Annotated in this window: 12 protein-coding genes; 7 read left to right on the forward strand and 5 right to left on the reverse strand. The window is 39.0% G+C overall.

Features of this window, described 5'->3' with window-relative positions:
- The first annotated feature begins 70 nt into the window (after positions 1-70).
- Both DC498_RS02750 and DC498_RS02755 read left to right on the forward strand, forming a co-directional pair.
- Positions 71-706, forward strand: coding sequence for a response regulator (locus DC498_RS02750; RefSeq protein ID WP_116872607.1), 636 nt, complete (start codon positions 71-73; stop codon positions 704-706).
- Between the two features lie 25 nt (positions 707-731).
- Positions 732-1,388 carry a DinB family protein gene (locus DC498_RS02755; protein WP_116872608.1) on the forward strand — a complete coding sequence of 219 codons (657 nt, stop codon included), beginning with the start codon at positions 732-734 and terminating at the stop codon, positions 1,386-1,388.
- Between the two features lie 47 nt (positions 1,389-1,435).
- Here the strand turns inward: DC498_RS02755 and DC498_RS02760 are convergent, their stop codons facing one another.
- Both DC498_RS02760 and DC498_RS02765 read right to left on the reverse strand, forming a co-directional pair.
- Complete coding sequence (locus DC498_RS02760; protein WP_116872609.1) at positions 1,436-3,952, reverse strand: phosphocholine-specific phospholipase C; 2,517 nt, start codon at positions 3,950-3,952, stop codon at positions 1,436-1,438.
- A gap of 93 nt (positions 3,953-4,045) precedes the next feature.
- Positions 4,046-5,302, reverse strand: coding sequence for a YeiH family protein (locus tag DC498_RS02765; protein WP_116872610.1), 1,257 nt, complete (start codon positions 5,300-5,302; stop codon positions 4,046-4,048).
- Positions 5,303-5,544: 242 nt separating this feature from the next.
- Here DC498_RS02765 and DC498_RS02770 point away from each other — a divergent pair, with 242 nt between their 5' ends.
- On the forward strand, positions 5,545-6,366 hold the full coding sequence (locus DC498_RS02770; RefSeq protein WP_116872611.1) for an HAD-IIA family hydrolase: 822 nt from the start codon (positions 5,545-5,547) through the stop codon (positions 6,364-6,366).
- Here DC498_RS02770 and DC498_RS02775 read toward each other — a convergent pair.
- Positions 6,363-7,103, reverse strand: a complete 741-nt coding sequence (locus DC498_RS02775; RefSeq protein ID WP_116872612.1) for a lysophospholipid acyltransferase family protein — start codon at positions 7,101-7,103, stop codon at positions 6,363-6,365. The genes DC498_RS02770 and DC498_RS02775 overlap by 4 nt on opposite strands.
- A 129-nt stretch (positions 7,104-7,232) precedes the next feature.
- Here DC498_RS02775 and DC498_RS02780 point away from each other — a divergent pair, with 129 nt between their 5' ends.
- Positions 7,233-7,973, forward strand: a complete 741-nt coding sequence (locus tag DC498_RS02780; protein WP_116872613.1) for an SIMPL domain-containing protein — start codon at positions 7,233-7,235, stop codon at positions 7,971-7,973.
- A 106-nt stretch (positions 7,974-8,079) separates the two neighbouring features.
- Positions 8,080-8,289, forward strand: a complete 210-nt coding sequence (locus DC498_RS25965; RefSeq protein WP_133176746.1) for a hypothetical protein — start codon at positions 8,080-8,082, stop codon at positions 8,287-8,289.
- Positions 8,290-9,166: 877 nt separating this feature from the next.
- On the opposite strand, the gene DC498_RS02790 is transcribed toward DC498_RS25965, so the two are convergent.
- Positions 9,167-9,925 carry a lysophospholipid acyltransferase family protein gene (locus DC498_RS02790; RefSeq protein WP_116872615.1) on the reverse strand — a complete coding sequence of 253 codons (759 nt, stop codon included), beginning with the start codon at positions 9,923-9,925 and terminating at the stop codon, positions 9,167-9,169.
- Between the two features lie 135 nt (positions 9,926-10,060).
- Between DC498_RS02790 and bshB1 the strand changes: the two genes are divergently transcribed.
- Positions 10,061-10,798: a bacillithiol biosynthesis deacetylase BshB1 gene (bshB1, locus tag DC498_RS02795; protein WP_116872616.1), complete on the forward strand. Its 738-nt coding sequence runs from the start codon at positions 10,061-10,063 to the stop codon at positions 10,796-10,798.
- 89 nt (positions 10,799-10,887) lie between these two features.
- Positions 10,888-11,931 carry an NAD(P)-dependent alcohol dehydrogenase gene (locus DC498_RS02800; protein ID WP_116872617.1) on the forward strand — a complete coding sequence of 348 codons (1,044 nt, stop codon included), beginning with the start codon at positions 10,888-10,890 and terminating at the stop codon, positions 11,929-11,931.
- Here the strand turns inward: DC498_RS02800 and queG are convergent.
- On the reverse strand, positions 11,921-12,856 hold the full coding sequence (gene queG / locus DC498_RS02805) for a tRNA epoxyqueuosine(34) reductase QueG (RefSeq protein WP_116872618.1): 936 nt from the start codon (positions 12,854-12,856) through the stop codon (positions 11,921-11,923). The genes DC498_RS02800 and queG overlap by 11 nt on opposite strands.

Raw genomic sequence — 12,856 nt, forward strand, 5'->3', positions numbered from 1 at the left:
AATTTCAAGCCTGTGTGGCCTACTCAAATGAGTGATGATTTTTCTGAATAGTCTGTTTAAATTCGTCTTAATGAGCATCAGTGTTATAATATTTGAAGACAACGAACGCCTGAGGGAATCGCTTGTTTTTTTATTGGGTAATTCAGGAGAGTATAAAGTTGTTGCTGATTATAATAATTGTAATGACGCCTCTAATGTTGCACGGCTATATAAACCCGATGTTGTATTAATGGATATTGATATGCCCGGTGAAAGCGGCATTAAAGGCGTGAGTATGGTGAAAGAAGCCTCTCCGCACACTGCCGTAATTATGTATACTGTTTTTGAAGATGATGAAAAATTATTTAACTGTCTTTGTGCCGGCGCCAATGGTTACCTGCTAAAAAAAGTTTCACCGGAGCGCTTGTTTTCTGCCATAAAAGAAGTGGTAGAAGGCGGTGCGCCAATGTCGCCATCCATAGCCCGTAAAGTGTTAAACAGCTTTGATCGCAGTAAAATGAAAGCTAATCAATACCAGCTTACTGCAAGAGAACTGGAAGTGTTGCAATTTCTTACCAGGGGCTACAGCAGCAAAATGATAGGAGCGGAGCTGGGAATATCTTTTGATACAGCCCGTTCTCATCTCAAAAATATATACAACAAGCTGCATGTAAACTGTGGCAAGGAAGCAATAGTGAAAGCGTTGAGTGAACATATTCTCTCGTAACATATTTGACCTGTAAATTTTTTTTATGAAAAGTATAACCTCCGGCAGGCGTGAGTTTCTGCAAACTACGGTGAGGGCTACAGTTGCGTTCTCATCGCTTTCTATGCTACCTTTTATAACTGATGCCACACCCGTATTGCCTGGCGATAGTTTGCATATTGTTGGACCAAAGGAAGGCTATTCTCCGCAAATTGGCACACTGGTTTCAATGATGAACTGGATGAGGGAAACCATGCTATATTCAGTAAAAGGAATGGCGCAGGAACAGCTTGATTTCTTGCTTGATGAAAAAGCTAATACTATTGGTGCAATGCTTTTGCACCTTGCGGCAACAGAAACATTTTACCAGGCAAACACTTTTGAAGGAAGAACAGATTATAACGATGCAGAGAAAAAGCAATGGGAAGCTGCAATGAATCTTGGCGATGAAGGTCGTAAAAATATAAAAGGGCATAACCTGGATTTTTATCTTGCTATACTTAAAGAAACAAGAGAAAAAACATTAATGGAATTTCGCAAACGGGATGATAAATGGCTTATGCAGGTTGATCCACATTTTTTTGATGACAAGCCTACCAATAATTATTGCAAATGGTTCCATGTATGTGAACATGAATCTAACCATAATGGACAAATTAAATGGTTGAAAAGCAGGTTGCCCGGCTCCTGGAAAGGACAATAGCCCGCTTCACTTAGCCTCATAAATATATTTTCAACTCTGCTGAGTATCTACACCACTCTTCCCATCGCAGGGTCACTTATACTCGCTTTACCGGTTTCAACCCTTCCTGCATAGCGTTTTTCAAAATCATTATTGCCTTTTATTTTCACGCTGAAGTCGTACCAGCCCTGGTATTTGCCGGTATCAATGGTGATGGTTGCCTGGGCGCCTGCACCTAAAACCCTGGTTTGTGTTTTAGCTTTATAAGCATTATCCTGCACTTCAATAGTTAATGACTGCTTTGAATTATTTTTTAATCTCAGTGCAATTTTACCGGTGAGATTTTTTTTGCCGGAAGCTGCTGATTCGTATTCGCACAATACATCCAGTAACGGGTCATTTACGGTTCCTTTAAATTCCCGGAAGAAACCATTTGGCCCATATATCTGCAGGTGATAATCTTTATCAATAGTCCACTCATCCGTTAAGCTGTCTCCGGCAAGCACCGCGTAATTTCTGGGTAATATATTAGTGCCGGGCGCATAAATATTAAATGGTGAGCCGATAGCTTTCGTTCCAAAAACTTCATTTTTTGCGTCAAGCTTTATCTTAAATGATTTTTTATCGTTGCTTAATTTTCCTTCGGCATATAACTGGTAAGGCAAAGCGCAGGAAGAGCGCGTGCCTTTTTCCTGCTGTGGCATTACAGGCGAAGCAAACCTGTCTGTATTGATCTGCTTTACTTCTTCATTGGTCAGTAATTTATAACCGGAAGGCATAGCCTTAAACTGCGCTTTATGTATGCTTTCCAAAAAAGGAATTCTTTCGACCGGTGCTGGTGCAGGTATCTTTTCACCATTATATGGTCTGAATGCAGAAGTAAGATTGCCGCTCACTGCTCTCCTCCAACTGGTAACTTCTGCGGATTCGATTTTCTTTCCTGTTTTATGCGAAAGAAAATGCTCCATGAATTGTATTGGCGAAGTAAGATCAAAAACTTCTGAACAAACCCATCCGCCGCGCGTCCAGGGAGAGGCAATAACTAATGGAACCCTGAAACCTAGTCCAATAGGGCTTTCCCTGTCATCTTCATCCGCGGGTTTTGTTTTCATCCATGTTTGATCCTTACCTACATAATCTGTTTTTGTTACAATGCCTTCTGAAACTTTCCCGCTGTTGGGTTTATAAGGGTTTGGCGGCACAAATGGCGGTATATGATCAAAATAGCCGTCATTCTCATCATAATTCAAAATAAATATGGTTTTCTTCCACACTTCCGGATTTTGTGTAAGAATATCAATTACCTCGCTCAAATACCAGGCGCCATACCATGGCGATCCGGGGTGATCAGAAAAATTAGAAGGTGCTACAACCCATGATACCGTAGGCAATGTGCCATTTTTTACGTCTTCCCTGAATTGGAACAGCACATCACTTTTAGGTATCTGCATGGTTCTTTGCGTACCATTATCATCATAAGTAATAGATGTAAGCGACCGGTATTTGGGATCATTCCTGTTGTCAGAAAAAGCTTTATTGTGAAGGTTTTTTTCGCGGGTTGAAAGTTTCTCAAAATTTTCAGGCGTATATTTCTGCAGGGCATCTTTCACATACTCCCATTGCGCCTGTCTTTGCTTTAATTCGCGTTGCAGTTTTGGTAATTCACTGTTCCCTTCGGGAAGTGATTTTATCTTTTCTTCAAGCTTTGCAATTGCTTCAGGCAATATTTTGGCAGCTTTGGGCAAAAACTTCATATGTCCGTGCGAGAACCGGATGTTGAATTGTTTAAACCATTCAAGCGGATTGTCGGTGAAATTTGCCAGCCAGTCATCTTCTTCCCCTTCAAAGCCGGTTTCGATACTCACTTCATTCTGGTATACTTTCCAGGGAATATTATTTTCTTCAAGATATTCCGGAAAGGTTTTCCATGATGCTTCCCTGTTATAGGTAACATCAGAGTTGTATACATTTGCAATCACATTCTCGTCGTGTTTTTCGCGAATTGTACCGGTCCAGAAATACAACCTGTTCGGGGTAGTTCCTGTAAGTGAAGAACAAAAATGCTGATCACATACTGTAAATGCATCTGCCAGTGCGTAATAAAAAGGAATATCCTCCCGGTTGTAGAAACCCATGGTAAGCGGCATATCCTTACATTCTTTGCGGCCGGATCGTTTCGCGTCAAGCCATTTATCGTGTTTGCCTTCATTCCTTGCATCAACCATATTATCCCATGAATGGGGAAGGGAACCAAGCCATGTGGATTTGCTGTCTCTTATGTTCAACCTGAAAGGCGCATAAGTTTCGCCTTTTTCATTGGTTTGGGTCCATACTGTATTATTATTGGGGAGTGTTATAGCCCGTGGATCATTATATCCTCTTACGCCCTGCAGTGTTCCATAACAATGGTCGAACGAGCGGTTTTCCTGCATTAAAAAAACAATATGCTCTGCATCAAGATAGGTGGAGCCTGCTTTGGGATCAATAGCAAATGCTTTTTGAATGGATTCGGGTAAGCCTCCCAGTAATCCTGAACCTCCGGACAGGAGTGCTGCTTTTTTGATAAATGCTCTTCGGGTATCCATAAAATGAAGTGGTATATAATGTGAAATTATCGATTAATCAAACACAAAACCCTTGTGTAATATCAAGAGATCGTTATGAGCCGGCGATACTGTTTATTTGAATAACATAAATGCAATTATCAGCGTAATGATGATATTAAACAATTGTGCAATCAAAAAAGCACCAAATGCAATGGCATTATTCTTACGGAATAACTCTTTGAAATTGGTTTCAAGGCCAATACTTGTAAATGCAAGTACAAACCATAAGGTTTGCATATTTTTTAAAGGGTTTTTTACAGCAGCAATTGTTTCCTGGCTGATGAAAAAAGAGAAGAATACTGATGCGGCAACAAAACCGATTACAAATTTTGGAAACCGCTCCCATATAATAGATAGTGTAGGTTTTTGGTCAACGCCGGTTACGTTTTCTTTTTTCGTAATTGTCCAGTATACAGAAATAGCGAATGCGGCAATGCCCAATAATACATTTTGAGAAAACTTTACAATAGTACTAACCTTCAAAGCCTCATCGCCTACCAGGGTTCCTGATGCGGCAACAGCGCCGGTGGTATCTATGGTTCCGCCCAGCCACGCACCGGTTACGGCTTCCGGAAATTGAAACGCGTTTGCTATCACCGGCATAAATATCATCATAGGAATGGCAGTAAGTAAAACCATTGACACTACATAGCTCAGCTTTTTTGAGTCTCCTTTAATGGCGCCGGAGGTTGCAATAGCTGCGGAAACACCACAAATGGAAACGGCACTTGCCATCATAATACCCAATTCATCATCCACCTTCATTTTTTTGCTTATCCAATACGCGAAATACCAAACAGAAATAACAACTGCCACAGCTTGTATTAAACCTTTTGATCCGGTTTTGAGCACATCTGAAAATAGTACGGACGTACCTAAAAGCACCAATCCTATTTTTACAAACATTTCTGTTGTAAGCGTTTCCCTGAACCATCCGGGTAATTTCACAAGATTACCAACTATTAATCCCACCACCAGGCTGAATATTACTGCTTCAAGGTTATAATCTTTCGCAAAATTGCTTCCTGATATGATGAGGGCAAATATGCTTAGCATAAAAACCACGATGAATACAATAATCATTTTACGCATGTCCTTACCCGTTAGCCAGGTGCCAAGGATTACGGTAATAAAGGCAATCAGGAATTGAATGCCGATTTTAGAAAGATTGTCTGCTGATAATACAGTACCAAATAATTGTTCTGATGATGACCATCCATAAGAAGGCGCAGCGAAATGAAGTCCGGCAATAGCCGCGATAATAATCAGGAAACCGAGCACAACTACTGCCCAGTCTTCAACAAGTAAAGGTTTTTTTTGTAAAGACATTGAGTTATGGTTTAGAGCCTCTAATGTAAAATATTATTTTGTGTATTACTGAAGAGATGATATTTTGTTTTTGTACTTATACAAAACCGGCAAAATAATTTCTGTATCTTCGCGTTATCATATCGCAATTGTGCATTCAATCATACCCGGCACAATCTTCCGCTTGCTTATTTCTTGTCCTAACTTGTTTGTCCGGAATCATTATCGTTTGCTGCTGTTTATTATAAACTAAAATCTGGTATATGCAGAAAACAGGATTTTTAATTGATATGGATGGCGTGATTTACAAAGGAGCTGAACCCATTCCCGGTGCCGTGGAGTTTATTAATGGATTAAAAGAAAAAGGGTTCCCATTTTTATTTCTTACCAATAATAGCCAGCGCACAAGCAGGGATGTATGTTACAAGCTTTTGAAAATGGGCTTCAACGTTACGGATGAAGATATATTTACCTGCGCTATGGCAACAGCAAGATACCTTGCCTCAAAAACTCCGCAGGGAACAGCATATGTTATTGGCGAAGGCGGACTCTTGACTGAATTACATAAAGCCGGTTATTCTATTGTTGATGATCATCCTGACTACGTGGTGATAGGAGAGGGCAGAACAATTATGCTGGAGTCTGTTGATAAAGCAATCAACATGATCATGAAAGGATCAAAACTTATTGCTACCAATCTTGATCCCAATTGCCCTGTAGCTAACGGAAAATACAGGGCAGGATGTGGTGCTTTTGTGGCAATGATAGAAGTAGCAACTGGTAAAAAGGCCTTCAGTGTAGGAAAACCAAGCCCGGTAATGATGCGCATGGCAAGAAAGACGCTTGACCTTGCAACAGATGATACCGTTATGATCGGTGATACCATGAGCACAGATATTTTAGGCGCGGGCTCTATGGGCTTTACAACTGTATTAACATTATCGGGCGTTACGCAGGAAAATGATCTTGACGGATTTGGATATGCTCCTGATTTTATTGTAAAATCTATTAAGGATCTATTGAATGTAGAGCTATTTGAAAAAGTGATTGAAAAGCATAGTGAAAAGGAATTCATGTTTAATTAACCTTGCTTTTTATATCCGTCGCTTTGCTCAATAGCGTCCATGATTTGTGAAAGTATATCATCCAGGCTGTCATTGTAATTAATTTGCATTGGCGCTTTAATATTCACTGTAATGGTAGTGCCTTTTTGCAGCAGTTTGAGGCTTTTTTTGTGAAAAGCCTTGTTGAAGTTTTCTATAACAATAGGTATTACCAGGGCTTTACTTTGTTTCACTAAAAAAGCCGTTCCTTTTCTACCCGGTGCAAATGGAGTTGTAGTGCCTTGGGGAAATGTAATTACCCAATTGTTTTTAAGCGTGGTTAATATTTTTTTTGAGTCTGACAAATTCAGCCCCTTTCTGACGGCTTTATCTTCTTCAACCCAGGTACGCTTTACCGTAAGGGCTCCAGCCATTGCCATTAATTTAGTCATAAAGGTTTTTTTCATGGTATCTTCTGCAGAAACAAAATATACTTTGGTAAATGGATTGAGAAGATAATAAGGAATACCGAGTTTATTTTGCTTACGCCATTTTACCGCGCAGAAAATATGAAGGAAGGCAATCACATCCATAAAATAGGTTTGATGATTGCTTACAAAAAGTACATTTCGCGGAGGCAGGTTACTGATGTGTTCTGTTCCGGTTATTTTGATGCGATTAATAATGGCAAGCCCCGGATAAGATAAACTACCAATAATTACATACACGAACTTTCTAACAATATTTATACTTTTTAACCTTTCCTGCAAAGATGCCATATGATATTGTAACCTCAGTTTAAAGCACAATATAGGTTATTTGCAAAAACTTTGTTAAGTACTTTGTGTGTATGGGCTAATGCTGTGTAATGGTCATAAGCTTTGCATCAAACTCAAAAATTTATAGTCATGAAAAAATTACTTTTAACAGTTTTGAGCATATATATTATCTCTGGTATTGCTATCAGCCAAGCCAATACTCCTTCATATATAAATCCCTATCCTAAAACAATAGCTGTTACAGGCAGCGCGGAGATGGAAATAATTCCTGATGAAATTTTTGTGCAGGTAGATTTGCGTGAGTATGAAAAAAAGGGTGGACATAAAATAGATATAGAAACCATCAAGGATAAATTTTTGAATGCCTGCAAAGCTATAGGCATACCTGATACTTCAATAAGTACCGCATCTTACCAGGGAATGGATCGTTTATACTGGCTATATAAGAAACGTAAGACGCCTGATATGACATCAACGATAAGCTACCAGGTAAAATTCAGCAATACAAAAGCAATTGAATCATTAATAGAAAAGCTGGACGATGAGGCGACACAGCATTTTTTTATTGCCAGAATATCTCATAGCAGGATGGATGAATTCAGGAGGTTGCTTAAAATTCAGGCTGCAAAAGCTGCCCGTGATAAAGCCGGCTACCTGGCAGAAGCTATAGGAGAAAAAGTAGGAGAGGCTATATCGATCCGGGAACCATTGGAAAAAACCGAAATGCCATTTCAAAATTTTGATCTTGCTTCAAACACACTTATGAGAAAGCAGGTAAATGCAGGAGAAAGTTTTGAGAAAGGCGAAGGAACAGACTTCAAAAAAATTAAAATCAAGTTTGAAATAAGTACTGTTTTTGCCCTGAAATAAAAGGTGGAGATGAATTTATGATAGCGCTGCTAAAATTAACATCTCATGGCATATATTTTGAGATATTGTACAAAATAATTGAGTATATTGAACAAAATAATTTGGTATGAGAAAAATAAACAGGAATGATTTATTGATAGCTGCTGCGGTTGGCGCTGCAACAGGTATTCTGGTGTATCTTACAAGACGAATCAAGGAACATCGTATGCTAACAAAAGTGTCAGATGAAGGATATGAAACTGCACATGAGGTGCTTTATCCCCAAAAAAAACAAATGAGTGGCAAGCTGCATTACGGGCCTGTTTTACCTGAATAATATTTTTCAGGATTAAGAAAAAGCCGATCAACAAAAGATCGGCTTTTTTTATAATAAGCTCATTATCAATCAAAATCATTACATGTGCCAGGGAAAAAAGGGAAAAAAATATTTTAAAAATTAATTGTTTATGCAACCAATTCGTATTGGTATGCGTCAAATATACCCGAATGCTCGTTTTTAATCCTGTTATTGTTGAACAAACTTGTTTTAACGCTTGTAATTAAAAAGCCTTATCCGTTCCCATTTTAAATTTAGTGTAAATAAGAAAATGATTTTAAAGATTGAGGACCGGCTGGTCTTAATCTTTAGCCAGAACCATCATTTCCTTAGGCTGGTAATAAAACAGTCAATGAGTGCTATTTGATACAATGAAATAGTTCAGGGAAAATTATGCTACTACCGGAATCATCATGAGAGAACAACACCTGTTATTCAGTATTTATGTAAAGACCTAATTTTTATTCTCCCCAAAAAGGAAAATTCGCACACGATTCAGAAAATACCCCTTTGGAAATCAACCTTAGCCTTTAGAAGAACCCTTTATCTTTCCCTATTGAAAGAAGTATAACTAACACCTTTTGTAGATAAAAGTCCGGCCGGATTTTATCTGCTGATCTGGTATGAAGATTCCAGGAAAGCACCACTTCTAAGAAGCAGTTGTTTTGAATTAAGAAAAACAGTTCAGGTTGATTCATGCTTCTTTTGAAACCACATGAAACAACAGCCCAACCTATGTATTCAATATTTATGCAAAGACCTTTTTTTGTTTTTTGCAAACAGAAAACTCATCCTTTTTTATAATAAAGAAGGGATGGGTTTTTTTTATTGCAAATAAGCGGGAATAGTTTAAATAACTAAACTCGAATCAGAAATTTCATTTACTATTAATAATAGTCTTTCCAATTTTTGCTTCGGAAAAACTATACATTATTTGAAAGATATTTTCTCTGAGGGAAATTACAGAATCTCCGGGTTGAACATGAACAGCAGGAAGAAAATGCATTTCCATTTTTGCAGGCCATAAATAAAAAGGTTTACTGCTGCCAGGTAAAACCTTTTTGGTATTAAATAATAATACAGGAATAATTGGTTTCCCCGTATCAATAGCAAGTTTAAAAGCCCCGTCGTGAAATGATTTTAGAGGTTCATTAGTGCGGTTGCGGGTACCTTCGGGGTAAATACACATGTGCATACCGGCTCCAAGTACTGCCTTCATTTTACCAAAACTTTCTTTCCGGCTTCGTTCACTTTTTCTATCAACCAATATTGAGCCGCGTTTATATATTGTTCCGAATAAAGGAACTTTTGCCAACTCTGCCTTAGCAATAGTTTTATTAGGCCCGGGAATAAATGGTGTTGTGAGTGGAACATCCATATACGAGTTATGGTTACTTACAACAATGTAGTTTTGTCCTTTAATAAAATTTTCTTTGCCTTTAATAATTAACCTGCAGCCAATCAAAAAAATAAATACCTGCATCCATAGTTTGGATATACGGCGAAAAATTTCTGTACCTCCCGGTTCTTTTATATAATTAGTGAGCCAGATAGGTATAATAGCTATCAATAAGGTGGATATGAAAACGATAGCTCCCCACGTTGCCCATATCCTGCCAAAAATGTTTTTTATCATAGCTGTTCAAAAGCCGAATGTAAGAAGGAAAAAGAATATCAGGTAAATTGAATTGCACTGTAAGGTGCGGATCAGTTATTTATCTTATTACATCCGGGAAGTGAAAAAAGTGAACTTTTACTATACTTTTGCGAAATGAAATTAGATATACTTGCTATAGCCGTACATCCTGATGATGTGGAATTAGGTTGTTCAGGCGTATTAATGACAGAAAAGCAGAATGGTAAAAAAACAGGCGTTTTGGATTTAACCCGCGGCGAATTAGGGACGCGTGGCAGTGCGGAGACCCGCGATCTTGAAGCGGCTGCGGCTGCGGAAATTATGGGGCTCGATATCAGGGAAAACCTTGGAATGGCAGATGGTTTTTTTAAGAATGATGAAGCGCACCAGCGCCTGCTGATTAAGTATATTCGCAAATATCAACCTGAAATTGTTTTATCAAATGCGCTGGATGACCGCCATCCGGATCATGGGCGGGCAGGGCATCTTATTAAAGATGCTTGTTTTTTAAGCGGGTTAAGAAAAATTGAAACAAAGAACGAAAATGGAGACCCGCAGCAGCACTGGCGCCCAAAGTATATATTTCATTATATACAGGACAGGTATTATGAGCCGGATTTTGTGTATGATATTACAGAAGTTTTTGAAAGAAAAATCCAATCCATTAGAGCATATAGCTCCCAGTTTCATTCGCAGGAATATCATAGTAACGAGCCCCAAACATATATTTCAACGCCTGAGTTTTTAAATTCTATTATTGGCCGCCAGGCGATGTTCGGCAAAATGATAGGCGTGCCTTATGCGGAAGGGTTTAAAACGGAGAAGATGATTGGAATAAACAATTTTGACTCTTTTATACAACGGGATACCTGACCTGTCGGGCTGCCTGCTTTGATGATAAGTTTCTGCCATGGTTTATTGTTGATGCCAATCTTAAAGTTTAAAGACACAAAACTTAATATATGATACAAGTAAAAGGCTATGCTGCCCAAACACCCACAAGCGATCTGGCACCCTGGAGTTTTGAAAGACGTGAGGTAAGCCCGCATGATGTGCAGTTTGATATTATGTATTGTGGGGTATGCCATAGTGATCTCCATCAGATCCGTAATGATTGGTTTGAAGGGATTTTCCCTATGGTTCCTGGTCATGAAATTGTGGGCAGAGTGAAAAAAGTCGGAAGTAATGTAAAGAAATTTAAAGTGGGTGATCTGGCTGCTGTAGGTTGCCAGGTAGACAGCTGTCGTGAATGTGAAAATTGTAAAGATGGACTGGAAAATTATTGTCTCAATGGAAACTCACAAACTTATAATGGATTGGAGCAGGACAAAAAAACACCAACTTATGGAGGATATTCCAATACAATTGTAGTGCATGAACATTTTGTACTGCATGTAAATGAAAAGCTGAACCTTCCGGCAGTTGCTCCGTTATTGTGCGCAGGAATTACTACCTGGTCTCCGCTCCGCCACTGGAAAGTAGGTAAAGGACATAAACTGGCGGTATTGGGGCTGGGTGGTTTGGGACATATGGGTGTGAAATTTGGAGTAGCATTTGGTGCTGAAGTAACCGTGCTGAGTACTTCTGCAAAAAAAGAAGCTGACGCCAAAAAATTAGGCGCTCATCATTTTGTGGTAACTACCGACAAAGAGCAGGTAAAAAAAGCAAGGGGCTCATTTGATTTTATATTGGATACTGTAAGCGCCGAACACGATCTCGTGTTTTATCTTAATATGCTAAAAACAAATGGCGTGCATATTTGTGTAGGTGCTCCATCCAAACCATATAGTCTGTCGCCTTTTCCGCTGATTGTTGGCCGCAAAAGTGTAGTAGGCTCCGGCAACGGTGGTATACCCGAAACACAGGAAATGCTCGATTTTTGTGCTGAACATAATATTGTATCTGACATTGAGATGATTGATATCAAAAATATACATAACGCATACGAGAGAATGCTGAAAGGTGATGTTCGTTACAGGTTTGTAATTGATATGGCTACGCTTTAGTAATGAATTTCAAATTTCTTTTTATGCCCTGAAACTTTGACCGTTTTAAAGGGGAGTGCCTGAATATTTTTTTGAAGCTTTCTTCAGTTAATTCTTCCCAGTTTTCTTTGGTAAAATCAAGAATTTCGGGGATGGGCGTAAACCGGGTTTCTGTAGTTGGCGAGCTGAAACGATTCCAGGGGCAAACATCCTGGCAAACATCGCAGCCAAACATCCAGTTGTCAAATTTTCCTTTCATATTGTCGGGTATCAGGGCATCTTTCAGCTCTATGGTGTAATAAGAAATGCATTTGCTGCCATCTACCACGCGGTTATCAAGTATGGCATTTGTGGGGCAGGCATCAATACATTTGGTACATGTACCACAAAAATCTTTTGCGAGGGGGTCATCATATTCCAGTTCAATATCAACTATTAATGTTGCTATAAAAAAGAAAGAGCCTGATTGTTTATTAATAAGGTTACCGTTTTTACCAATCCAACCCAAACCGCTGCGTTGAGCCCATGCTCTTTCAAGAACAGGAGCTGAATCAACAAACCCTCTTCCATGCACATCACCTATGCGTAATTTTATTTCCTCAATAAAGGATCTGAGCTTAGCTTTTATTACTTCATGATAGTCGTTACCCCAGGCATATTTTGAAATTTTGGGAACATCTCTGCCGGCGGTCGGTATATCAGCTGGGTAATAATTTAATAATAATGTAATAACTGACTTTGCACCCGGTACCAGTTTCTGAGGGTTTATCCTTAGCTCAAAATGATTTTCCATATATTGCATATTGCCATTGTAACCTTTGTTAAGCCATGTTTCCAGGCGACGGGCATCTTCATCCAATGGCAACGCTCTGGCAATACCGCAATAATCAAAGCCGGATTGCGTTGCTATCTGTTTAATAATATGTGAATTTCCGAACGTATTCAA

Source organism: Terrimonas sp. (assembly GCF_003075435.1).
GTDB lineage: Bacteria > Bacteroidota > Bacteroidia > Chitinophagales > Chitinophagaceae > Agriterribacter.